Origin of the sequence: Actinoplanes aureus (assembly GCF_015704865.1) — a bacterium.
In the GTDB taxonomy this organism is placed as follows: domain Bacteria; phylum Actinomycetota; class Actinomycetes; order Mycobacteriales; family Micromonosporaceae; genus Actinoplanes; species Actinoplanes aureus.
In genome coordinates this window covers 408,117-430,563 of sequence record NZ_JADQTO010000006.1, presented here as the reverse complement: position 1 = coordinate 430,563, position 22,447 = coordinate 408,117, and the positions used below count along the sequence as shown (strand labels likewise).

General features: G+C 70.9%; 19 protein-coding genes. 10 read left to right on the top strand and 9 right to left on the bottom strand.

Annotation, left to right across the window (positions count from 1 at the left end; translation table 11 throughout):
* The first annotated feature begins 8 nt into the window (after positions 1-8).
* Together I4J89_RS15970 and I4J89_RS15965 are read left to right on the top strand one after the other, a co-directional pair.
* Positions 9-2,702 (top strand): DUF7824 domain-containing protein, encoded by a 2,694-nt coding sequence (locus I4J89_RS15970; RefSeq protein WP_196414736.1) that lies wholly within the window; start codon positions 9-11, stop codon positions 2,700-2,702.
* A 316-nt stretch (positions 2,703-3,018) separates the two neighbouring features.
* Positions 3,019-4,113 carry a glycerophosphodiester phosphodiesterase gene (locus tag I4J89_RS15965; RefSeq protein ID WP_196414735.1) on the top strand — a complete coding sequence of 365 codons (1,095 nt, stop codon included), beginning with the start codon at positions 3,019-3,021 and terminating at the stop codon, positions 4,111-4,113.
* A gap of 188 nt (positions 4,114-4,301) precedes the next feature.
* Here the strand turns inward: I4J89_RS15965 and I4J89_RS15960 are convergent, their stop codons facing one another.
* The 3 genes from I4J89_RS15960 to I4J89_RS15950 form a co-directional block, all read right to left on the bottom strand.
* The gene (locus tag I4J89_RS15960; RefSeq protein WP_196414734.1) at positions 4,302-4,613 is read right to left on the bottom strand and encodes a hypothetical protein; all 312 of its coding nucleotides are present in this window, start codon (positions 4,611-4,613) and stop codon (positions 4,302-4,304) included.
* Positions 4,614-4,626: 13 nt separating this feature from the next.
* Positions 4,627-5,859, bottom strand: a complete 1,233-nt coding sequence (locus I4J89_RS15955; protein WP_196414733.1) for an inorganic phosphate transporter — start codon at positions 5,857-5,859, stop codon at positions 4,627-4,629.
* Between the two features lie 158 nt (positions 5,860-6,017).
* Positions 6,018-6,920, bottom strand: a complete 903-nt coding sequence (locus tag I4J89_RS15950; RefSeq protein ID WP_196414732.1) for a LysR family transcriptional regulator — start codon at positions 6,918-6,920, stop codon at positions 6,018-6,020.
* An 87-nt stretch (positions 6,921-7,007) separates the two neighbouring features.
* Here I4J89_RS15950 and I4J89_RS15945 point away from each other — a divergent pair, with 87 nt between their 5' ends.
* Complete coding sequence (locus I4J89_RS15945; protein WP_196414731.1) at positions 7,008-7,352, top strand: DUF1801 domain-containing protein; 345 nt, start codon at positions 7,008-7,010, stop codon at positions 7,350-7,352.
* Positions 7,353-7,358: 6 nt separating this feature from the next.
* Here the strand turns inward: I4J89_RS15945 and I4J89_RS15940 are convergent, their stop codons facing one another.
* From I4J89_RS15940 to I4J89_RS15920, 5 genes are all read right to left on the bottom strand, one after another.
* A complete protein-coding gene (locus I4J89_RS15940; RefSeq protein ID WP_196414730.1) occupies positions 7,359-9,419 on the bottom strand; it encodes a PQQ-dependent sugar dehydrogenase in 2,061 nt (686 codons plus the stop codon).
* Positions 9,419-10,324, bottom strand: a complete 906-nt coding sequence (locus I4J89_RS15935) for a sugar phosphate isomerase/epimerase family protein (protein WP_196414729.1) — start codon at positions 10,322-10,324, stop codon at positions 9,419-9,421. The genes I4J89_RS15940 and I4J89_RS15935 overlap by 1 nt, the downstream gene beginning before the upstream one ends.
* A gap of 239 nt (positions 10,325-10,563) precedes the next feature.
* Complete coding sequence (locus tag I4J89_RS15930) at positions 10,564-11,985, bottom strand: tetratricopeptide repeat protein (RefSeq protein ID WP_196414728.1); 1,422 nt, start codon at positions 11,983-11,985, stop codon at positions 10,564-10,566.
* Between the two features lie 9 nt (positions 11,986-11,994).
* Positions 11,995-13,290 carry an aspartate aminotransferase family protein gene (locus I4J89_RS15925; protein ID WP_196414727.1) on the bottom strand — a complete coding sequence of 432 codons (1,296 nt, stop codon included), beginning with the start codon at positions 13,288-13,290 and terminating at the stop codon, positions 11,995-11,997.
* 27 nt (positions 13,291-13,317) lie between these two features.
* Positions 13,318-14,694 carry an aminotransferase-like domain-containing protein gene (locus tag I4J89_RS15920; RefSeq protein ID WP_196414726.1) on the bottom strand — a complete coding sequence of 459 codons (1,377 nt, stop codon included), beginning with the start codon at positions 14,692-14,694 and terminating at the stop codon, positions 13,318-13,320.
* A gap of 188 nt (positions 14,695-14,882) precedes the next feature.
* On the opposite strand from I4J89_RS15920, the gene I4J89_RS15915 reads away from it, so the two are divergent.
* The 7 genes from I4J89_RS15915 to I4J89_RS15885 are packed head-to-tail and all read left to right on the top strand — an operon-like array spanning position 14,883 to position 21,648.
* The gene (locus I4J89_RS15915; protein WP_196414725.1) at positions 14,883-15,725 is read left to right on the top strand and encodes a nitrilase-related carbon-nitrogen hydrolase; all 843 of its coding nucleotides are present in this window, start codon (positions 14,883-14,885) and stop codon (positions 15,723-15,725) included.
* Positions 15,722-17,122, top strand: a complete 1,401-nt coding sequence (hydA, locus tag I4J89_RS15910; protein WP_196414724.1) for a dihydropyrimidinase — start codon at positions 15,722-15,724, stop codon at positions 17,120-17,122. Before I4J89_RS15915 ends, hydA begins: the two co-directional genes overlap by 4 nt.
* A gap of 51 nt (positions 17,123-17,173) precedes the next feature.
* Positions 17,174-18,169, top strand: a complete 996-nt coding sequence (locus I4J89_RS15905; protein WP_196414723.1) for a TIGR03842 family LLM class F420-dependent oxidoreductase — start codon at positions 17,174-17,176, stop codon at positions 18,167-18,169.
* On the top strand, positions 18,166-19,008 hold the full coding sequence (locus I4J89_RS15900; protein ID WP_196414722.1) for an ABC transporter permease: 843 nt from the start codon (positions 18,166-18,168) through the stop codon (positions 19,006-19,008). Before I4J89_RS15905 ends, I4J89_RS15900 begins: the two co-directional genes overlap by 4 nt.
* Complete coding sequence (locus tag I4J89_RS15895) at positions 19,005-19,763, top strand: ABC transporter ATP-binding protein (protein WP_196414721.1); 759 nt, start codon at positions 19,005-19,007, stop codon at positions 19,761-19,763. Before I4J89_RS15900 ends, I4J89_RS15895 begins: the two co-directional genes overlap by 4 nt.
* Complete coding sequence (locus I4J89_RS15890) at positions 19,760-20,506, top strand: ABC transporter permease (protein ID WP_196414720.1); 747 nt, start codon at positions 19,760-19,762, stop codon at positions 20,504-20,506. Before I4J89_RS15895 ends, I4J89_RS15890 begins: the two co-directional genes overlap by 4 nt.
* A 35-nt stretch (positions 20,507-20,541) precedes the next feature.
* On the top strand, positions 20,542-21,648 hold the full coding sequence (locus I4J89_RS15885; RefSeq protein WP_309238339.1) for an ABC transporter substrate-binding protein: 1,107 nt from the start codon (positions 20,542-20,544) through the stop codon (positions 21,646-21,648).
* Here the strand turns inward: I4J89_RS15885 and I4J89_RS15880 are convergent.
* Positions 21,645-22,418 (bottom strand): hypothetical protein, encoded by a 774-nt coding sequence (locus tag I4J89_RS15880; protein WP_196414718.1) that lies wholly within the window; start codon positions 22,416-22,418, stop codon positions 21,645-21,647. The genes I4J89_RS15885 and I4J89_RS15880 overlap by 4 nt on opposite strands.
* Positions 22,419-22,447 lie beyond the last annotated feature (29 nt).

Below are 22,447 nucleotides of genomic sequence, written 5' to 3'. Positions count from 1 at the left end.
GTGTTCGCATGTCTCTCACGTGGGCCGGGCTCGCCGAGCCGCTCCGCCGCACCGACAGCGCCGGGCTGACCAGGCTCCTCCTCGACGCCACCGCGGAGGAGCGACTGGCCTTCGCCGCTCAGGTCGAGGCCCGCGTGCGGGCGGATGCTGACGCGTTCGGCTCGGCCGGCTGCCTCGCGCTCGCCGTTGTCGCCTGCATGCCCACGGCCGCCCGGGCCGCCGCACTGCTCACCCGCCGCGGCATGCGCGAGTGGCACCTGATCCGGCCCGGGTGCTTCCTGGAGATCGCCCGGGCACGGCGGCTCACCTGGATCGGCGAGCTCGGCGTCCGTCTGGCCCGGCGCCTGCCGGAGCGCGACACGTGGCCCGATGACTGGCGGTTCGTCGAGGCGCTGCTGATCGAGGGCGATGCCGAGCCGCCGGTCACCGGGGCCGTCGTGCGGGCCTGGCTGCGATCGGTCCAGGACGGCGCCGTCAGCTTCCGCGGCTCGCCCTGGCTCGATCTGCTGCTGCCGGCGGTGTTCGAGATCGACGGCGTCGGCGGCGAGCTTCCCGGCGCTTCCTTTCCGTCCGCGATCGCTGCACTGGTCGCCGAGGGCCGGTTGGTCCGCAAGACCGTCCTGGATGCCACGGTCGACCGCCTGGCCCGGCCCGACCGCCCGGTTTTCCTGCGCCCGTTCGCCCGGCTGCACGACGAGCTGGCGCCCACCGCCTTGGAGATGACGGCGTTCGTCGCGGATTACGCCCGTCTGCTCCCGGACGCGCCGTCTCCGATCGCCGGCCTTGCCCAGCGGGCCCTCCGCGCTGTCGACGACGCTGGGCTGCTTGGGGTGGAGAAGCTGGTGGAGCTCTCCTCGGCGGTCCTGCTCCGCAGCGAGAAGACGCTGGTCAAGGCCCAGCTCAGCTGGCTGGACCGGGTGGTTCGCCGGGAGCCGGAGCGGGCCGCGGAGATCCTTGCGGTGGTGGCGGTCGCGTTTGGTCATCCGGCTATGGATGTGCAGGAGCGGGCCCTTGGCTTGATCGGCGTTCATCTGCGGCGCCTGGCGCCGCAGGACGCGGCTGGGCTGGCTGTGGCGGCTGGCGAGCTGCCTGGTGTTCTGCGTGATCGGGCGGCCGGATTGTTTGCCGCGTCGGCTTCTCGGGGGGCCTTGACAGCATCTGGGCATGGTGTGGGGAGCGCCGGGCCGCAAGATGGGCCGGGGCTGCGGAGTGCTGGGACGCGGCCTGGCCGGCCGGAGCCGCAGAGCGCTCGGACGCAGCCTGGCGGCTCGGAGCCGCAAGGCGACGGAGCGGAAGCTGAGCCGCGGCCTGGCCCGTGGATGTGGGTCGCTGAGATGCCGCCGCCGATCGGCACCGCGGCTGAGCTTGCCGAGGAGTTGACCGCGCTCGCCGTGGAGAAGTCGGCGGTGGGCTGGGAGCGGGCGATGGCCGGCCTGGTGACGCTGCACGCCGCCGGCGACCCGGACGGTCTCTCCAAGGTTCTCGGGCCCGTGCTCGAACGCTGTGGTTACGACGACGCGTGGGACGACATCCGGTTGCTCGGCATGGCGGTCAACGCGGCGATCGGGCGTCACCGCAACGACGGCGGGCGCAGCCTCGAGCCGTTCAACGTGCCACCGGACGTGCTGACCGCACGCCTCGCCGAGCTGGCCACCTGGCTCACCGGCAGTCCGGTGCCGGTGCTGCTGGCGACGCCCACCCACGTCTCCGGCAGCCTCGACGCCGGTGTGCTGACCGACCGCCTCGCCCGGCTGGAGGACGAGGGCCGGGATCCGTGGCCGTTCGACTTCGAGCAGGCGCTGCTGCGGGTCGCCCGTACCGATGATGTCGCGGTCCTCGCCCGGGCCGCCGCGCTCACCTCGCCGGAGGGGAAGCGGCTCGCCGAATGGCTCGGCGAGGGCGGGCGGCCTGATCCGACCGCGACCCGTTTCGTGCAGCTGGCCGATGACGACCCGCACGACACCTGGAGCGTGTTCGACTCCGGGCCGCGGGTGCACCGGCGCGTCGTCGCCGATCTGGCGCCGCCGCGGGCCGGCGGGTCGCTGCCGTTGCTGGGCAAGTCGGTGTTCACCATCGACCGGCGGCCGACGCCGCGGGAGGACTACGAGGCCTTCCACTACTACCGTCCGGACGTGCTCGCGATGGTCCTGCCGCAGGACCGCGAGGCCGTGGCAGCGTGGGCGCTGCCCGAGATCGCCGCGCTGGCCGACCAGGACAGCCGGGAGGAGACGGCGCTGCCCCTGCTCGCCGACTGCGCCGGTCCGGCCGGGCCGGCGACGACGCTCGCGCTGGCCTACGGGCTCGGCGCCAGGCATCCGGCCGGCCGGGCCGCGGCCGTCGACACGTTCCTGGCCGTCACGTCCGGCAGCGGGTCGCTCGCCGCCGCGATCGGCACCGAACTGGGCGACCTCTGCGGCGACGGCACGGTGAAATTGAACCGGGTGGCGGCCGCCCTCGCCGACGTCCACGCCGCCGGCGCGTCCGCGGCGGTCTGGCAGTTGCTCCGCACCGCGCTGCCGCTGCTGCTGCCGGTCGCTCCCCGCGGCCTGCCGGACCTGCTGGAGCTGGCGACCCGCGTGGCCGACGCCCTGGGCAGGCGCGGTGACGAGATCGGCGGCCTGGCCGAGGTGGCCGGGCGGGTGGGCGGTTCCCGCCTGGTCCGCGAGGCGAAACGCCTGCACAGCACCCTCGCCCTTGGCTGACCGCCGCCAGCCCCGTTTGGCTCGGGCGGAGCTTCGGCCTGATCCCGCCGCCAGCAACCCGCCGCCAGCAACCCGCCGACAGCAACGCGGACCGGAACGTCGCCCTGATTCCGGCGCCGCCACCAGCCGGCCGAGAGCGGCGCAGGCGGCGTTTCGGCCTGGTCCCGCGTGCCGTCATTGGATGTCCGGGATTGACCATTAGTGCTGCGTTCGCCGGGCCGTCATGTGCTCGTCCGGTCTCCGACGGATCGGTAACGTCGACTGCCATCGGAAATCCGGCGATCAGCGCCGGACCTGAATTTCGGTGGAGGACAACGTGGCAGATCGCCGTCAGGTGCTGCGCTTGGGCGCGGTCGCCGCCGCCACGCCGGTGCTGGCCGGGGTCACTTCCGCGCCCGCGTGGGCCGGCGGTGGGCGGCCGGACAAGAAGCCGCTGGTGGTGGGGCACCGGGGCGCGTCCGGCTACCGGCCGGAGCACACCCTCGCGTCGTACGAGCTGGCCGCCCGGATGGGTGCCGACTACCTGGAGCCGGACCTGGTGATCACCAAGGACGGCGTGCTGGTGTGCCGGCACGAACCCGAGATCGGGGGCACTACCAATGTGGCGTCGCGGCCGGAGTTCGCCGGTCGCCAGCGGACCGTGACGCTCGACGGGGTCAGCGTCACCGGGTGGTTCACGCACGACTTCACGCTCGCCGAGCTGAAGACGCTGCGTGCCACCGAGCGGATCCCCGCCGTCCGCCAGCAGAACACCCTCTACGACGGGCTGTTCGAGGTGCCGACCTTCCAGGAGGTCCTGGACCTGCGCAAGCGGCTCTCCAGGGAGCTGGGCCGGGACCTGGGCGTGTTCCCGGAGACCAAGCACCCGACCTACTTCCAGCGGCTCGGGCTGGAGCTGGAGAAGCCGCTCGTCCGTACGCTGCGGCGCAACGGCCTGGACCGGCGCGGCGCGAAGGTGTTCGTGCAGTCCTTCGAGGCGGCCAACCTGCGGGTTCTCGCCGACGAGCACCGCCTCGAGGTGCCGCTGGTCTTCCTGAGCAGCGCCGCCGGTAACCCGTTCAACGACCCGCGCAGCTACGCCGACTACCTGACGCCGGCCGGGCTCAAGGAGCTGTCGCAGTTCGTGGACGGTATCGGCCCGGAGAAGAGCCAGGTCATCCCGCGGAAGGCGGACGGCACACTGGGCGCCCCGACCAGCCTGGTCGCCGACGCGCACGCGGCCGGGCTCAAGGTCATCCCGTACACGTTCCGGGCGGAGAACCAGTTCCTGCCGGCTGAGCTGCGGGTGGGCACCGACCCCACCGCGTACGGCAAGGCGATCGACGAGCAGGTGACGTTCCTGCGTACCGGCATCGACGGCCTCTTCACCGACAACCCGGACATCGGCGTGCTGGCTCGCACCCTGGTCTGATCCCGGCCCGGCGGAAGGCGGCCGGCGAAGGCGGCCAGCGAAGGCGGCGGCTCCGCAGCCGCATCCCGGCTGAGCGCACACCGGCCGGCTAAGCCGGCCGGACGCCAAGCCGGCCAGGCACTGAGCCGGCGCCACGAAGGAAAACGCAAGGCCCCGGCGCCACAAACGCCGGGGCCTTACGTCGGTTGCTACTTGGCGATGAACGTCGGGTAGATGTGCTCGAAGCTCATCTTGTACCCGAACCCACCAGCCACGATGAACGTGATGCCGAGGACCACACCGAGAACGACCACCGCGAAGAGCAGGTAGCCGGTCGCCGTGCCGAGAGGGCGGCGGGGGCCCGGAGCCGTTACTCCGCTCGGGTTGACCGAGGCTTCGCCGGCGCCCCAGGCGAGGGAGCGGATGCCGAGGGCGAACAGGATCGGCAGGCCGGCTCCGAGGGCCAGGCCGGCGAGCAGCACCTGCCACGCGCCGGAGAGCGCGAAACCGAAATTGTGCATGGCGCGAACCCTCTCAGTTGGCCGCGACGGCGGGAACGGGGGTGGGGACGGCGGCGAGGTCGGGCGAGCCGTCCCAGTCGTCGTTGACGTTCTCGTGGTCGATCCGGCCGGAGCGGGACCGCAGCCACATCGCGCCGGACGCGAGGACGAGCAGGGCGAAGACGACGAGCGCGCCGGCCATGCCGCCGACCGCGTCGCCGACCCACCAGGTGACCGCGCCGATCAGGCCGGCCGCGGGCAGGGTGATCATCCAGGCGGCGACCATGCGGCCGGCGACCGCCCAGCGGACCGTGGCGCCGGGGCGGCCCAGGCCGGAGCCGAGGACCGAGCCGGTGGCGACGTGGGTGGTGGAGAGCGCGAAGCCGAGGTGGCTGGAGGCGAGGATGACCGCGGCGGCGCCGGACTGCGCGGCGGTGCCCTGCGGCGGGTTGATGTCGGTGAGGCCCTTGCCGAGCGTACGGATGATCCGCCAGCCGCCCAGGTAGGTGCCGAGCGCGATGGCGACGGCCGCGGAGACCTTGACCCAGAGCGGGATGTTTTCCAGATCGCTCCAGTGACCGCTGGCGATCAGGGCGAGCGTGATGACACCCATGGTCTTCTGCGCGTCGTTGGTGCCGTGGGCGAGGGAGACCAGCGAGGCGCTGCCGATCTGGCCCCAGCGGAAGCCCTTGTCGGTGAAGCGGGCCGCGATCCCGGCAGTGATCTTGAAGATGATCCAGGTGCCGACGGCGGCGACCAGGGCGGCGATGACCGGGGAGAGCACGGCGGGCAGCAGCACCTTGCCGACCACACCGTCGAGCTTCGAACCGTCGCCGTTCCAGTTGACCCCGGCCCAGCCGAGGCCGGCGACGCATGCGCCGACGAGGCCGCCGAAGAGGGCGTGTGACGAGCTGGACGGCAGGCCGAACAGCCAGGTGAGCAGGTTCCAGATGATCCCGCCGACCAGGCCGGCCAGGATGATCATCATCAGGCCGTTGCCGCCGTCGGCGAGCAGTTCGGCCTTGGGCGCACCGGTCTTGTCCTGGATCTTGACGACGGCGTTGGTGACGGTCAGCGCGACCTCGACGGAGAGGAAGGCGCCGACCAGGTTCAGTATCCCGGAGAGAGCGACGGCGGTTTTGGGCCGTAGCGCCTTGGTGGCGATGGAGGTGGCCATCGCGTTCGCGGTGTCGTGGAACCCGTTGGTGAAATCGAAGGCCAGGGCCGTAAGGACCACCAGCGCCAAGATCACGGATGTTTCAGTCACGCCGTGATCGTGACGGAGCCATGCCACCGGCGGCCATAGCAGGAACGGCACATGTACAAGATTCGGCCCCCGTTAACCTGCTGTTTTCCAAACTTCACCGCCGCGTGAACGAATCACTACTCAACGCGTGCGTCAACTCCGTACGGATGAACAGTTCTTTAGGTCCGTTCGGGCAGTCCGGGCTCCGCGACAGCAGTCGCGGCCCTGACGAACTCGCGGATCCGCTCGGTGGTCGCGGCCTCCCGCCAGACCAGCCCACGCCGGATCGGCGGCGCGTCGCTGATCGGCACGTAGACCACGTCCGGCCTCGGGTAATACGCCCGGGAGTGGGCTCCGACCGGCAGCACGCCGCGGCCCATCGCGACGAGTGTGAGCATCTCCGAGAAGCTGTTGCCGGCGGGGCCCTTCGGCACCGGCCGGCCGGACGGCGTGCGGTCCGGGGTGCGGTCGCGCTTGAACGCGTCCGAGGTGACCGCCGGGTACTGGATCACCGGGTGTTCACCCAGCACCTCCAGCGACACCGACTGTTCACCCGCGAGGGAATGATCGGCGGCGACGGCGAGCACGCGGTCCTCGGTCAGCAGCACCGGGCCGCAGGCCATCCCGTCGAACGGGTACGCGGCGAACAGCATGTCGATGCTGCCGTCGGCCAGGCTCGCCCGCGAGTTGGACAGTTGGACCTCGACCACGTCGACCGCGCAGTCGGGATGCAGCGAGCCGAATCGGGCGGCGGCCTTCAGCAGCAGCGGCGCGGTCCACTCCCCCAGGAACGCCACCCGTAGCCGGCCGGTCACACCACGGCCCGACTCCGCGGCCCGGCGTACCGCGTCCTCGATCCCGGCCACCAGCGGCGCGAGGTCGTCGGCGAGGCGGCGGCCGATCGGGGTCAGCCGGACGACCCGGCTGGTGCGCTCGAACAACGGCGCGCCGACCCGGCGTTCCAGCCCTTTGACGACATGGCTGACCCGCCCGGTGGAGATCCGCAGGACCGAGGCGGTACGCCCGAAGTGCAGCTCACGAGCGAGAGTCAAGAACGTCTCCAGCTCGTAGCGTTCGAGCATCCCGGCTTCCCATCGTTGACTCCAGGTCAACGATCGTAGCGTGATCGGATCTTGGTCGGGTCACCGGCGCGGACCACCATGAGACACATGACGATCACTGATTACCTCGCCGCCCTGCCCGCCCCGCTGCGGGAGACCGCGGAAAAGACCCGCGAGCTGATCGACGCGGCCCTGCCGGAGAGCACCAGCCGGATGTACCACGGCCACCCGGTCTGGTTCCTCGGCGGTGAGCCGGCCTGCCTGTTGAAGGCGTACAAGAACTACGTGACGTTCGGCTTCTGGCACGGGCAGGATCTCGGCGACACGTCCGGCCGGCTCGCCCCGGGCGCCCGCCGGATGGCCTCGGTCAAGCTCGCCACGCCCGCTGACATCGACACGGACCTGTTCGCCACCTGGCTGCGCGGTGCGGCCGGGGTGGCGAACAGGTCCTGACCTCGCTCACTCCTCCGGAGTGAGAACCACCTGGTCGGTGCCGGTCTGCGGCGGCGTGCCGGTGTCGGTGTACGACGCGAAGAACACCGCCGTGAGGTTGTCGGCGCCGGCGTGCCCGCCGTCGACGAAGGTGGTGATCGAGCCGGTGCAGCCCTGCGACGTCGACTGCGGATGCCCGTGTTCGTCGTGCCCGAGGATGTACGACACGGTCACCGCCGCACAGTTGATCGGTGCGTCGTCGGTGACCTGCACCTCGTAGGTCACCGTGTCACCGAACTCGAACGGCTGGTCCTCGACCGGGGTCACGAACGTGACGACCGGGGCGAGGGTGCCGACCGGCAGGATCACCTCGGCCGACGCGGACCGGCCGGTGCTGTCGGTGACCTTCAGGGTCGGCCGGTAGTTGCCGTTCGCCGTGAACGTGTACGTCGGGTTCGGCTCCCGCGAGTCCACCCGGCCGTCGGCGTCGAAGTCCCACGCGTACCGGAGCGGGTCGCCGTCCGGGTCCACCGTGCCGGCGCTGGAGAACGTCACGGTGAGCGGCGCCTGGCCGGAGGTCGGCGTGGCGGCCGCCTTCACGATCGGGGTGCGGTTGCCGCGGACGTAGTCGATCCGGGCGAGCTGGGCGTCCGGGTTCTCGCTGAAGTACCCGTCGCCGTACTCCAGGACGTAGAGCGCGCCGTCCGGGCCGAACTCCAGGTCCATCGGGTTGTCGAAGACGATCTCCGGCAGCACCGGGTCGATCTGGGTGACCTGGTTGCGCTGGTCCAGGTGGAACGCCTTGACGAAGTCACGGGTCCACTCGGCGAACAGCGGCAGCCCGTCGAAGGTCTCCGGCCACTTGAACGGCGACCTCGACCACCGGGAGTAGTCGTACGCCGGGCCACCCATCGGGCCGATGCCACCGGTGCCGAAGTCCGGGTGAGCCGCGTAGCTGTAGATGATCTCGGCGCGCTCCACCGGCGGCAGGTCGCGCAGCCCGGTGTTGCGGGGTGACTCGTTGACCGGCGCGGCGCAGTTGAACGGCGCGCCCGACACCCCGGTGGCGAAGTCGTAGTCCACGTACGGCATGTCCGGCGTCACGCAGTACGGCCAGCCGTAGTTCGCCGGTTTGTCGATCGCCATCCACCGCCCGTGCCCGGCCGGGCCGCGCGCCGGGTTGGCGTTCCGCGCGTCCGGTGAGTAGTCGGCCAGATAGACCACGTTGGTGTCCGGATCGACGGTGAACCGGAACGGGTTGCGCAGCCCCATCGCGTAGATCTCGGGGCGGGTCTTCGGCGTGCCCGGGCGGAACAGGTTGCCGCGCGGGACGGTGTAGCCGCCGTCCCGGCCGACCTTGATGCGCAGCAGCTTGCCGCGCAGGTCGTTGGTGTTGGCGGAGGTGCGCTGCGCGTCGAAGACCGGGTTGCGCTCCGGCCGCTCGTCGATCGGCGCGAACCCGTTGGACATGAACGGGTTGCTGTCGTCGCCGGTGGAGAGCAGCAGGTTGCCGTCCCGGTCGAAGTCGATCTTCCCGCCCACGTGGCAGCACTGCCCGCGGTCGGTGGGCACGTCGAGGATCCGCTGCTCGGTGTTCAGCCGCAGAGTGTTGCCCACCAGCTTGAACCGGGACAGCCGCAGCACGCCCCGGAACCGGGCCCAGTCGGCGGCGGTGCCCTCGTTGGGCGCGTTGCCCTCGTTGACGGTCGGGGTAGCCGGATCGTCGGTCGGCGTGTCCAGCGGCGGCGAGTAGTAGATGTAGACCCACTTGTTGCGGCTGAAGTCCGCGTCGATGGCGATGCCCTGCACACCCTCCTCGTCGTGCTGGTAGACGGGGATCGTCGCAGCCAGGACGTTGCGGCCGGTGGACGGCTCGTGGATGCGTACCTGCCCGGTCCGGGCGGTGTGCAGCACCCGCCGGTCCGGCAGCACGGCGAGCGCCATCGGCTCACCGGGGAAGTCGTTGAGGGTGACCTTCTGGAAGTCGGAGGAGGGCGGCAGCTCGTGGCCCGGGTGGGCCACGGCCGCGGTCGGCACGGCCAGCACGGCCACGCCGACGACGCTGATCAGCACCCGGCCGCGGAACATCAGAACCGCAATCCGGCCAGGTAGTCGTAGCCGATCTTCGCCGTGACGAGGGCGTCCGCCGGGGTGCGCGGCGGGCTGCCCGCGTCGTCGCGCTCCACGATGTACTCGACCAGCCCGGCCTCGCGCGAGCGCTCGAAGATCCGGCCGAAGTCGATGAGCCCGGCGCCCGGATCGGCGAAGCTGCCGGCCGCGTTCAGGTCCTTGACGTGCACCTGCCTGATCCGGCCGCGGTGCCGGCGGATCAGGTCGACCGGGTCGGCGGCGCCACGGAACGCCCAGAACAGGTCCAGCTCGATGTGCACCAGGCGCGGGTCGGTCTCCCCGGTGAGGATGTCGAATCCGGTCACGTCGGTGCCGGACTGGCGGAAGAACTCGTTCTGGTGGTTGTGGTAGCCGAAGCTCAGCCCGGCCCGCCGGGCCAGCTCGCCGGCCCGGTTCAGGTCCTGGGCGAAGGCACGGTAGACCGCCGCGTCCCGGATCGGCCCGTTCGGGCCGGCCCCGAAGTACGGGTGGACGATGAACTTGTTGCCGACGATGGCGGCGTCCTCCAGCGCCCGCTGCCAGGTGGCGGCGTCGAACGGCTGCGGGATGCCGACGTGGCCGGAGGTGGCGCGCAGGCCGGCGGCGTCGAGCGCGGCGCGGAACTGCGCCGGGGTCCGGCCGACGAATCCGGCGTGCTCGACCCGGGTGTAGCCGATCTCGGCGAGCTCGGCGAGGCTGCCCTCCAGGTCGATGGTGAGCTGGTTACGCAGGGTGTAGAGCTGGACGCTGATCTGATCGCGCGGCACCCGGTGGACGGAGCCTCCCCCACCTGCTGCCGCCACCCCCGGGACGGCCAGCGTGCCGGCGGCTCCGGCCGCGGCGGCGGCGCCGAGGAGCCGGCGGCGACTCAGTGACTGCGACATTGCGGTCCCCCCTCATATAGATGCATCTACATGAGTCAGGACGTTACCGAGCTGTTTCGTCCACAGTGAAGTCAAGTTTCTTCAGATCCAGCGAAAGTTCGCGACCCAACGACAAAACCCAGCCGAGGTACGCGTCAGCGGCCGTCCCGCCACACCGAAACCGTCCCGCCGGTGCCACGCGATCAAGGAGCCGGCTCGCGGCCCCGGCGCGACCGCCGGGCTGATGCGGCGCTCGCGGTTCAGCCGCGTTGCAGCCGGCGGGCGATCGCCGCGGCCGCCGTGCTGACGAAGAGCAGCCCGGCGGCGATCAGCCCGTACGCGACCCAGGCCGTCCACCCGCGCGCCAGATACGCCGACTGCTGCCCCAGATCCACCACGGGCAGCAGCAGGTCCGCTGTGTAGGCGGACGCGTGGAACTCCGGGGCCTTCGGCGCCTCCGCGGCTCTCGGCGGCACCCAGCTGAAGATGACGGTGCCCGCCACCAGGAGCGGCACCAGCCACAACGCGGCGCGGACCGGCTTGTACCCGTACCCCACCGTCCAGTCCTGCAAAGCCGCCCAGACCCGTCCCATCCGGTTCCGGTGCCGGTGCCGCTCGGCGGCGTACCGCACCGTGCGGGCGTCGTCGTCCCGCCCGGCCGCCTGGTACATGGCGGCCAGCTGGCTGTACGCCTGCGGGCGGTAGCCCTGCGGGTCGCGGCGCAGCCAGCGCAGCCGCTCCTCCGCCTGGGCCGGCCCGCCGATCGCCTGGTAGACCAGGCCGTCGAGGACGATCTCCGCGGGCCACGTGCCGGCGTCGTCGCGCAGCAGCCCGATCCGGGCGTAGCTGAGGTCGATCCGGCCGCCGAACGGTGTCCGGGGCCGCAGCGTGACCTCGTTGGCGACCAGGTTGCGCAGGTCGAGGCAGCCGTCGCCGTCACCGGTGAGCTCGGCGCCCTGCACCGAGAGCAGGCCACCGACCTCCGCGTTGCTCATCCGGATGGACCCTTCGGCGGTGAAGCCGCCGGTCAGGTCGACGACGCCGCCCACCTTGATGCCCGGGGCGTCCACGGCACACCCACCGGGGTTGCGCACCGTCGCGCCGGACCATCGCAGGGACCCCGCCACGGTCGCGCCGCCCAGCCAGATCGGGCCGTCACTGACGAAGCCGTTGCGGGCCAGGATGCTGCTCGCGGCGGACAGGTGCGAGCCGTCGAGAGTGCGGGACGGTCCGCTGAGCCGGGCGCCGTCGAGCACGAGCACACCGTGCAGCCGGGTGCCGACCATGTCGACCCGCCCGGTCACCACCGAGTCCTCCAGGGTCATCCCGCCGGTGATCTCGCCGTTGCCGACGTTGACCCCCGGCAGCTCGCATCTGCGCAGCCGCAGCCCCTGCAACCGGGACCCGTAGAGGTCGATCCGGTGCTCGAAACGGCACGCCGTCAGGCTCACCAGGGCGCCCACGTCGGCGTAGACCAGTTCCAGCGTGCCGGTGACCCGGGCGCCGACGAGACGGAGCGCGGGCAGGGCGCCGCCGTCGGAGGGGTTGCCGCCGAGCAGGAGACGCCGGAGCACCTCCGCGCGGACGACCCGGTCCTGTGTCGCGGCCAGGTCGACCGTGCGGCCCTCCGGGAAAGCGTCCCAGACCAGCCGTTCGGTGGCGCTGAGGGACGGCTCTTCCACAGTGGAACCCTAAGCGACGCGTGCCTCGGCGTCGGCGGTGGCGATGGAGTCGGTCAGGATGGCGAGTCCCTCGCGGGCCTCCTCCTCGGTCAGCGTGAGGGCGGGGCCGAGGCGGAGCACGTTGCCGTACAGGCCGCCCTTGCCGACCAGCAGGCCGCCCTCCCGGCACAGGTCGAAGACGCGCACCGTGGTGGCCGGGTCGGGTTCGGTGGTGCCGGGGCGGACGAACTCGAGGCCGATCATGAGCCCGCGTCCGCGTACCTCGGCAAGGATCGTGGCCGGAAGCGAGCGCAGGCCGCCCAGCAAGATCTCGCCGACGCGCTTCGCGTTGCCCTGCAGGTCGTGGTCGAGGACGTAGTCGAGGACCGCGTTGCCGGCGGCCGCGCTCACCGGGTTGCCACCGAAGGTGGAGAAACTGATCGCCGGCACCGCGTTCATCACCTCGGCCCGGCCCACCACGCCGCCGAGCGCGAAGCCGTTGCCGATGCCCTTGGCGAAGGTGATCAGGTCGGGTGTCACGCCGTGCGCCTGGTAGCCCCAGAAGTGCTCGCCGGTACGCCCCCAGCCGGTCTGCACCTCGTCGGCGATGAGCAGGATCCCGTGCTCGGCGAGGACCTTGCGATAGGCGCCGAGCAGGCCGTCCGGCCCGTGCACGAACCCGCCGACACCCTGGATCGGCTCGGCGATCAGCGCCGCCACGTCGCCTGCGGTGACCGTGGCCAGCACCTCACGCAGGTCGTCGACGGCCGCGTCGAGCAGGTCGCCGTCGGAGAGCCCGGCCATCCGGCCGCGCAGCCGGTCGGCCGAGGACAGCCAGTTGACCGTGAGCGGGGTGAGCGAGCTGGACGACCAGCTACGGTGCCCGGTGATCGCCATGGTGGCGAAGGTCCGGCCGTGGTAGCCGTTCTTGATCGCCAGGATCTGGTTGGAGCGGCGCACGTTGCACGCGAAGAGCAGCGCGGACTCGTTCGCCTCGCTGCCGGAGTTGGTGAAGAACACCCGGGCGTCCGGGATACCGGAGACCCGGGCGATCTTCTCGGCCAGTTCGATCTGCTGCCGGATCAGGTAGAGCGTGGAGGTGTGCGCCACGCCGGTGTCGATCTGCCGGCGCACCGCGTCGCTGACCTCGGCGATGTCATATCCGATCATGTTGGTCAGCACGCCGCCGAAGAAGTCCAGGTAGGACCGGCCTCGCGCGTCGGTGACCCGGCGGCCGGAGCCGGAGACGATCTCCAGCGCGTCGTCGCCGTAGTAGACGGGCATCCAGCCGGGCATCACCGCGCGGTGCCGGTCGAGAAGACTCATCGCCTGTTCCCTCCTGAGGATGGATGTTCAGCGCCAGCCGTGGGGGTGCCCGAGGCCGCGCCGGCCGCTGCCGCGGCTGGTGTGGAACGCCGCCGACGCGAGCACGCCGGCCAGTTCGTCGTAGCCGCCGGTGACCAGCCCGGCGGTGATCCGGAGGTGGTCGCCGGGGAGCGGGGTGACGCAGAACGGCGCGCCGGGCGCGGCCGCGACACCGTGCGCGGCCAGCGCGACCAGGGCGTGCTGCTGGTCGGGGACGGTCATCCAGAGGTTGATCCCGTCGGCCGCGACGGCCGTGATCCCGCGTGCCCGCAGCGCGGTGAGCAGGGCGGCCCGGCGGGCCGCGTAGGCGGCCCGGGCGGCGGCCACCTGGGCGATCGCGCCGGCATCGGTGAGCAGGTCCAGCAGTACGCCCTGAAGCAGCCGGCTGGACCAGCCGGGACCGAGCAGCCGCCGGTCGGCGACCGCGTCCACCACGTGCGCCGGTCCGCCGATCGCGGCCAGCCGCAGGTCCGGCCCGTGACTCTTGGAGAAGCTGGCCACGTGCACGGTCCGGTCCGGCAGGTGCGTCCCGACGCTGACCGGCGGCGCCGAGGCGATGTCGCCGGCGTGGTCGTCCTCGACGACCAGCAGGTTCGGCGCCTCCCGAAGGATCTCGGCGAGCACTCCGGCACGGGCGGCGCTCATGCTGACGCCGGTCGGGTTGTGTGCCCGGGGCTGGAGGAAGAGAGCGACCGGCCGGTAGTCGCGCAGCATCTGCCGCAGCGCCTCCGGCACCAGGCCGGAGGAGTCCATCGGCACCCCGATCACGGTGGCGCCGACCGCCTGGAGCAGGTCCAGCAGGGGCGCGAACGCCGGGTTCTCCACCAGCACGTGGTCGCCGAACCGCAGCCCGGCGCCGGCGATCCGGTCCAGGGCGTCCATCGCGCCGTCCACCACGGTCAGCCGCTCCGGCGGGTACGGCCACCGGTCCCGCAGCACCCCCTCCAGCTCCGGCAGCACCGGCGCGTCCAGGTACGAACCCGCCCACCGGCCGTCGCCGACGCGGCGCAGCGACTCGCTCAGGTCGGGCAGCAGCGCCGGGTCCGGCACGCCGGTCGACAGGTCCCGGGGCAGAGCCACGCGCATCCCGCCGAGCTGCGTGTAGCGGAGCCGCTCGCGGGGCGGCAGGGGGCCCGCCACGAAAGTCCCGGAGCGCCCGCGGGTCTGGATCGCCCCGGCGTGGATCAGGCTCCGCCACGCCTCGCTGACCGTGGTGGGGCTGACCCCGAGCTCGCTCGCCACCGTGCGCACGGTGGGCAGCCGGCCACCCGCCGGCAGCCGGCCGGCGGTGATCAGACGGCTCACGGCCGCGGCGATGCCCCGGGCGCTGCGGTCCTGGACCGCCCCGGTGATCAGGGTGAGCAAATTACCTCTCCGAAACAAACGGTTACGTAACAGCAATTGTTCGCTTCAATGTGTGTCGTTAGTGTCCTACGGCATCCGGCGCTGACAAGCAACCCCTGGCGCAGGACCTATCACAGGGAGTAGACACACGATCACAGGCGCTTTTTGCTGGCGTACTGCGCGTGGGAAACCAACCGAGAGGGGCCCCGATGACGACCGGAGTCGTCCGCGCCGCCCTCGTCCAGACAACCTGGACGGGCGACAAGGAATCCATGATCAAGGCGCACGAGGTCTATGCCCGTGACGCCGCCGCCCAGGGCGCGAAGGTGATCTGCTTCCAGGAGCTGTTCTACGGCCCGTACTTCTGCCAGGTGCAGGACGCGGCCTACTACGAATACGCCGAGTCCATCCCGGGCCCGACCACCGAGCGCTTCCAGGCCCTGGCGGCCGAGCTCGGCATGGTGATGGTCCTGCCGATGTACGAGCAGGAGCAGCCCGGCGTCCTCTACAACACCGCCGCGGTGGTCGACGCCGACGGCAGCTACCTCGGCAAGTACCGCAAGAACCACATTCCGCAGGTCAAGGGCTTCTGGGAGAAGTTCTACTTCCGGCCCGGCAACCTCGGCTACCCGGTGTTCGACACCGCGGTCGGCAAGGTCGGCGTCTACATCTGCTACGACCGGCACTTCCCGGAGGGCTGGCGGGCGCTCGGCCTGAACGGCGCCCAGATCGTCTTCAACCCGTCCGCCACCAGCCGGGGGCTCTCGGCGTACCTCTGGCAGCTGGAACAGCCGGCCAGCGCGGTGGCGAACGAGTACTTCATCGGCGCGATCAACCGGGTCGGCGTGGAGCCGCTCGGCGACAACGACTTCTACGGGCAGACGTACTTCGTCGACCCGGAGGGCAAGTTCGTCGGCGACGTGGCGGACACCCACAACTCCGAGCTGATCGTCCGTGACCTGGACCTGAGCCTGCTCGAGACGGTCCGCAACCGGTGGCAGTTCTACCGCGACCGCCGCCCGGACAGCTACGACGGGCTGGTAGCACCATGAGCATGCTGATCAAGGGTGGGACGGTCGTCGGACCGACCGGCGCCATCGAGGCCGATGTCCTGATCGACGGCGAGACGATCGCCGCCATCTACGCGCCGGGCCAGGCACCTTCCATCGACCACACCATCGACGCCACCGGGAAGTACGTGATCCCGGGCGCGGTCGACGCGCACACCCACATGGAGCTGCCGTTCGGCGGCACCCACGCCAGCGACACCTTCGACACCGGCACCAAGGCCGCCGCGATCGGCGGGACCACCACCATTGTCGACTTCGCCGTGCAGCGGTACGGCGAGGTGGTGCAGGACGGTCTCGCCGCCTGGCACGGCAAGGCCGAGGGCAACTGCCACATCGACTACGCCTTCCACATGATCCTCGGCGGGGTCGACGACGACTCCCTCAAGGCGATGGACCACCTGGTCGCCAACGAGGGGATCAGCAGTTTCAAGCTGTTCATGGCGTACCCCGGGGTGTTCTACTCCGACGACGGCCAGATCCTGCGCGCCATGCAGAAGGCCCGCGACAACGGCGCCATGATCATGATGCACGCGGAGAACGGCCCGGCCATCGACGTGCTGGTCAAGCAGGCCCTGGAACGCGGCGAGACGGACCCTATCCACCACGGCCTGACCCGCCCGCAGGAGCTCGAGGCGGAGGCGACGAGCCGTGCCATCTGGCTGGCGAGCGTGGCCGCCGACTGCCCGCTCTACATCGTGCACCTGTCCGCGTCGAAGGCTCTCGAGCAGGTCAAAGCGGCCCGCGACATGGGCCGCAACGTGTTCGCCGAGACCTGCCCGCAGTACCTCTACCTGACCCTGGAGGACCAGCTCGGCGCGCCCGGATTCGAGGGCGCCAAGTGGGTCTGCTCGACACCGCTGCGCAGCAAGCACGAGAGCCACCGGGCCGACCTGTGGCAGGGCCTGCGCACCAACGACCTGTCGGTGGTGTCGACCGACCACTGCCCGTTCTGCTTCAAGGACCAGAAGGAGCTCGGCCTCGGCGACTTCTCCAAGATCCCGAACGGGATCGGCAGCGTCGAACACCGGGTGGACCTGCTCTACCAGGGCGTGGTCGACAAGAAGCTGTCGCTGAGCCGCTGGGTGGAGACCATCGCCACCACCCCGGCCCGGATGTTCGGCCTCTATCCGAAGAAGGGCATCATCGCGCCCGGCTCGGACGCCGACATCGTGCTCTACGACCCGAACGGGCGCACCCGGATCAGCGTCGAGACCCACCACATGAACATGGACCACTCCGCCTGGGAGGGCTGGGAGATCGACGGCAAGGTCGACACCGTCCTGTCCCGCGGCGAGGTGATCGCGTCGGCCGGCGAGTACACCGGGCGGGCCGGCCGCGGCCGGTACCTCAAGCGCGGCCTCAGCGACTACCTGCTCTAAGGGGGCTGCGCCTACTCCGCGGCGGAAAACCCATGACAAACCGGAGTTGACATGGACATAGGTGTTGTGCTCCAGAACGACCCACCAGCCATGGCGGTGGTCGATTGGGCGAAGAAGGCCGAGGCCGCCGGCTTCAGTCATTTCTGGACGTTCGACTCGCACGTGCTCTGGCAGGAGCCGTTCGTCGTCTACTCGGCCATCCTCGGCGCGACCGAGCGGATCGTCGTCGGCCCGATGGTGACCAACCCCGGCACCCGGGACTGGACGGTCACCGCGTCACTCTTCGCCACCCTCAACGAGATGTACGGCAACCGGACCATCTGCGGGATCGGCCGGGGCGACTCGGCGCTGCGCGTCCTCGGCCTCACCCCACAGACCCTGGGCCAGCTGCGCGAGAGCGTCCAGGTGATCAAAGGGCTGGGCAACGGCGAGAAAGTGACGGTACGCAGAAACGAGATCCAGTTCGCCTGGGCACCGGACAGTCGCCTGGAGGTCTGGGTCGCCGCCTACGGCCCGAAGGCGCTCGCCCTGACCGGGGAGGTCGGCGACGGCTACATCCTGCAGCTGGCCGACCCGGACATCGCCGAGTGGATGATCGGCGCCGTCCGCGCGGCCGCTGCCAGGAAGAAAAGGGACCCGGACGCGATCAAGTTCTGTGTGGCCGCGCCGGCGTACGTCGGCGACGACCTGGAACACCAGCGGGACCAGACCCGCTGGTTCGGCGGGATGGTCGGCAACCACGTGGCCGACATCGTGGCCCGCTACGGCGGCGACGGCGCGGTCCCGCAGGCGCTGACCGACTACATCAAGGCCCGCGAGGGTTACGACTACTCGGAGCACGGGCGGGCCGGCAACACGCACACCACGTTCGTGCCGGACGAGATCGTCGACCGGTTCTGCGTGCTCGGCCCGGTGGAGAACCACGTCAAGCGGCTGCAGGAGCTGAAGGCCCTCGGGGTCGACCAGTTCGCCGTCTACCTGCAGCACGACGCCAAGGAGGAAACCCTCGCCGCGTACGGCGAGCACATCATCCCGGCGTTTACATGAGGAGGTTCCTCGCGGTTCTCGCCGGACTGCTCGCGGCCGCGCTGGTCTGGGAGGGCTACAAGGCGGTCGGGAACCCCGAGGGGACGGTCGTGTTCGGCGTGCGGGTGCTCCCGCGCGCCGACGACCTCTCCATGCCGCACCTCTGGACGATCGCCGAGCGGCTCGGCGCGCCCGAGCTGACCGGGGGCCGGCCGGTGTGGCAGGTCGTCCTGGAAGCCTGTCTGTTCACGCTCGGCATCACCGCGGTCGGGTTCGTCGCCGGTGCGGTGGTGGGACTCGTGCTCGCGGTGGCGATGCAGCGCTTCCGGATCGTCGAGCGCGGGCTTCTGCCGTACGTCATCCTCTCTCAGACCGTGCCCCTGGTGGCGCTCGCGCCGCTGATCGCCGGCTGGGGCGGCACGATCATGCCGGCCTGGGCGACGGTCTCGGTGATCGCCGCCTACCTGGCCTTCTTCCCGGTCGCCGTGGGCATGCTGCGCGGGCTGCAATCGCCGGCCTCGGCCGGCGTCGAGCTGATGCGCAGCTACGCCGCCGGCTGGTGGCGCACGCTGGTGAAGCTGCGCTTCCCCGCGGCGCTGCCGTATCTCTTCCCCGCGCTGCGCCTGGCCGGCGCGGCGGCGGTGGTGGGCGCGGTGGTCGGCGAGATCTCCACCGGTACGCGCGGCGGCATCGGCCGTCTGATCATCGAGTACTCGCGGGAGGCCACCTCGGATCCCGCCAAGGTGTACACGGCCATGCTCGGCGCGGCGCTGCTCGGCCTGCTCGTCGCCGCCGCGGTAACGCTCCTCGAAGTGCCCCTGATGCGGCACCGGCGTCACGTGGAGGTGGTGACTCTATGACCGCGGTGGTCGTCGACAACGTCACGAAGGTCTTCAACCAGGGCCGGTCCGACGAGGTGACCGCGCTCGCCGAGGTGGACCTGACCGTGGACGACGGCGAGTTCGTGTCGCTGATCGGGCCGTCCGGGTGCGGCAAGAGCACCCTGCTGCGCCTGATCGCCGACCTGATCGAGCCGAGCACCGGCACGGTCACCGTGGCCGACCGGCCCGCCGCGCAGGCCCGCCGCGAGCAGGAATACGGCATCGCCTTCCAGCAGTCCGGCCTCTTCGAGTGGCGGACCGTGCGCCGCAACGTCGAACTGCCCCTGGAACTGCGCGGCATCGGCCGGGCCGAACGCAAGGCCAAGGCCGAACAGATGCTGGAACTGGTCGGGCTCGCCGACTTCGCCGGGCACTACCCGGGCCAGCTCTCCGGCGGCATGCAGCAGCGCGTCGCGATCGCCCGGGCCCTCGCCGTGCAGCCCCCGCTGCTGCTGATGGACGAACCGTTCGGCGCACTCGACGAGATGACCCGGGAACGGCTCCAGTCCGAGCTGCTGGCCATCTGCGCCAAGACCAGGACCAGCACGGTCTTCGTCACCCACTCGATCTCCGAGGCGGTCTTCCTGTCCGACCGGGTGGTGGTGATGTCCGCCCGGCCCGGCCGGATCACCGCGTCGATCGAGGTGAGGCTGCCGTCCCGCGACGAGGCCGGCCGGCAGTCGCCGGTCTACTTCGACAAGATCACCGAGGTACGGAAGGCACTGCGCGGATGAGACGCGTCGTGCCGCCGATCGTCGCCGGGGTCCTCGCGCTGGTCCTCTGGGAGCTGACCGTCACGCTCGGCCGGGTAGCCCCGTTCATCCTGCCCGCCCCGACCGCGATCTGGCGCGAGCTGGTCGCGCAGCGCGGCAACGTCTGGGACGCCGCCCTGGCCAGCGGCGCGAACGCCCTGGTCGGCCTGATCGCCGGCAGCGTGGCCGCGATCCTGGCCGCCCTCGCGGCCAGCCGCTTCCGGACGCTCGGCGAGGTCTCCATCCCGTTCGCCGCGGTGGTCGGCGCCCTGCCGATCATCGCGCTCGCCCCGATCCTCAACAACATGTTCGAGTCGACCAGCAGCGTCCCGCGCCGGATCGTCACCGCGATCGTCGTCTTCTTCCCGGTCTTCCTGAACACGCTGCGCGGGCTGCGCGAGGTGAGCCCGGTCCACCAGGAGCTGATGCACTCGTACGCGGCCGGCGGCTGGACCTTCGCCCGCAAGGTCCGCCTGCCCGGCGCGCTCCCCCATCTCTTCACCGGCCTGCGACAGGCGTCGTCGCTGGCCGTGATCGCCGCGGTGGTCGCCGAGTACTTCGGCGGACTGCAGGACGGGCTCGGCGCCCGGATCACTTCGGCCGCCGCGTTCACCGCGTACCCCCGTGCCTGGGCCTTCGTGGCCGGCGCCTGCCTCCTCGGACTCACCTTCTACCTGGTCACGCTCCTGCTCGAACGCCTGGCCATGCCTTGGAAACTCGCCTGATCGACTAGGGGTGCCCTATGCGACGTCTTTTCCTCGTGTCTGTTCTGCTGCTTGCCGCGTGCGGCACCGCCGACCAGCCCTCGACCCCCGCGCCGGGCGGCAGCGGCGCTACCACCAAGATCAAGCTCCAGTTGCAGTGGTTCTACCAGGCCCAGTTCGGCGGCTACATCGCCGCGGTCGACCAGGGCTTCTACAAAGAGCAGGGGCTCGACGTCGAGTTGCTCGAAGGCGGCGTCGACATCGTCCCGCAGACCGTGCTCGCCCAGGGCAAGGCCGACTACGCGGTGGCCTGGGTGCCGAAGGCGCTCGCCTCCCGTGAGCAGGGGGCCGGGATCACCGACGTCGGCCAGATCTTCGCCCGTTCCGGCACGTACCAGGTGGCCTGGAAGGACAGCGGCATCAGCTCGGCCGCCGATCTGAAAGGCAAGAAGGTCGGCAACTGGGGCTTCGGCAACGAGTTCGAGCTGTTCGCCGGGATGACCAAGGCCGGGATCGACCCGGGCAAGGACGTCACCCTGGTGCAGCAGCAGTTCGACATGCAGGCGCTGCTGAAGAAGGAGATCGACGCCGCCCAGGCGATGAGCTATAACGAGTACGCCCAGCTCCTGGAGGCGAAGAACCCGGCGACCGGCAAGCTGTACACCGCCGACGACTTCTCGATCATCGACTGGAAGAACGAGGGGTCGTCGATGCTGCAGGACGCGGTCTGGGCGAACACCGAGAAGCTCAGCGACCCGGCCTACCAGCAGCAGACGGTGAAGTTCCTGACCGCCACGATCAAGGGCTGGGCGTTCTGCCGGGACAACGCCGAGAAGTGCCGTGACCTGGTCGTCGCCAAGGGCTCGAAGCTCGGCAAGAGTCACCAGCTCTGGCAGATGAACGAGGTCAACAAGCTGATCTGGCCGGCCGCGGGCGCCGGGATCGGCGTGATCGACGAGGCGGCCTGGAAGCAGACCGTCGACCTCTCGCAGACCACGAAGAACCAGACCGGCGACACCGTGCTGACCAAGGCCCCGGAGGGGCTGGCCTACACGAATGACTACATCAACCAGGCGATCGAGCAGGCCAAGGCCGCCGGCGTCGACGTGACCGGCTCGTCCTTCCAGCCGGCCACCGTGACGCTGGAGGAGGGCGGCGTTTAAAGAGGCATGAGGCGGGCGGCGAGGGCGACCGCGTTCAGGTCGCCCTTGCGCAGCTTCTCCGCCGCGTCCTTCTCGCCGAGACCCTCCAGGCGGACCGCGGAGGCGTCGACGAGCGCGTCCTCTCCGGCGAGCAGGCGGCGGGCGATGCGCGACTGGGCCGGGCTCAGCTCGGCGTACGCGCAGCGGTCCAGCGCCGCGACCGTCTCCTCGTCGAGCTCACCGGCGAGCGCACGCTCAGTGACGATCTTCAGCAGCCAGCTGGGCCACCAGCTGTACTTTCCGATCACCTTCCCGGAGGCCAGGGCGGCGGCCGGCGGCTGCCCGGCGGCGAGCATCTTCACCGCCACGTCACCGTCGAACCGCTCCAGCCGGAGCGCGCCGACGAAGATCCGCAGGATCGAGTGGGTCTTGACGAACTCCTCGGCCTCGTTGGCCGCCTCACCGTAGCGGCCTTCGAGGAGGTGGCAGAGCGCGTGCACCTCGCGGAGCTCGAACGCCTCGCCGGAGCGCTCACCCAGCCGCTCCACCGTGGCGACCAGGCGTTCGACGCCCTTGACGGCCCGCTCGGCCAGCTCTTCACTGTTCGGCTTGCCCAGGTGCCGCACCACGATGTCCGCCGCGATCTCCGCCTCGCGCCGCAGCAACGGCGACGAGATCTTGGCGGTGATCAGGTCGCTCAGACCCTCGGTCAGGTACGCGGTGTCGAACCGGTCGGAGGCCTCTTGGAACTGCGCCCACCAGGACGCCGGGTGTCTCCGCAGTTGTGTCACCAACCAAGCGTGACCGACCGATTACGGTC

What these genes read in the sequence shown, in the direction of transcription:
- I4J89_RS15970 (WP_196414736.1), top strand. Translation starts at nt 9, where the DNA reads ATGTCTCTCACGTGGGCCGGGCTCGCCGAGCCGCTCCGCCGCACCGAC.
- I4J89_RS15960 (WP_196414734.1), bottom strand. Translation starts at nt 4,613, where the DNA reads ATGCACAATTTCGGTTTCGCGCTCTCCGGCGCGTGGCAGGTGCTGCTC.
- I4J89_RS15950 (WP_196414732.1), bottom strand. Translation starts at nt 6,920, where the DNA reads ATGCTCGAACGCTACGAGCTGGAGACGTTCTTGACTCTCGCTCGTGAG.
- I4J89_RS15945 (WP_196414731.1), top strand. Translation starts at nt 7,008, where the DNA reads ATGACGATCACTGATTACCTCGCCGCCCTGCCCGCCCCGCTGCGGGAG.
- I4J89_RS15940 (WP_196414730.1), bottom strand. Translation starts at nt 9,419, where the DNA reads ATGTTCCGCGGCCGGGTGCTGATCAGCGTCGTCGGCGTGGCCGTGCTG.
- I4J89_RS15935 (WP_196414729.1), bottom strand. Translation starts at nt 10,324, where the DNA reads ATGTCGCAGTCACTGAGTCGCCGCCGGCTCCTCGGCGCCGCCGCCGCG.
- I4J89_RS15925 (WP_196414727.1), bottom strand. Translation starts at nt 13,290, where the DNA reads ATGAGTCTTCTCGACCGGCACCGCGCGGTGATGCCCGGCTGGATGCCC.
- I4J89_RS15915 (WP_196414725.1), top strand. Translation starts at nt 14,883, where the DNA reads ATGACGACCGGAGTCGTCCGCGCCGCCCTCGTCCAGACAACCTGGACG.
- hydA (WP_196414724.1), top strand. Translation starts at nt 15,722, where the DNA reads ATGAGCATGCTGATCAAGGGTGGGACGGTCGTCGGACCGACCGGCGCC.
- I4J89_RS15905 (WP_196414723.1), top strand. Translation starts at nt 17,174, where the DNA reads ATGGACATAGGTGTTGTGCTCCAGAACGACCCACCAGCCATGGCGGTG.
- I4J89_RS15900 (WP_196414722.1), top strand. Translation starts at nt 18,166, where the DNA reads ATGAGGAGGTTCCTCGCGGTTCTCGCCGGACTGCTCGCGGCCGCGCTG.
- I4J89_RS15895 (WP_196414721.1), top strand. Translation starts at nt 19,005, where the DNA reads ATGACCGCGGTGGTCGTCGACAACGTCACGAAGGTCTTCAACCAGGGC.
- I4J89_RS15890 (WP_196414720.1), top strand. Translation starts at nt 19,760, where the DNA reads ATGAGACGCGTCGTGCCGCCGATCGTCGCCGGGGTCCTCGCGCTGGTC.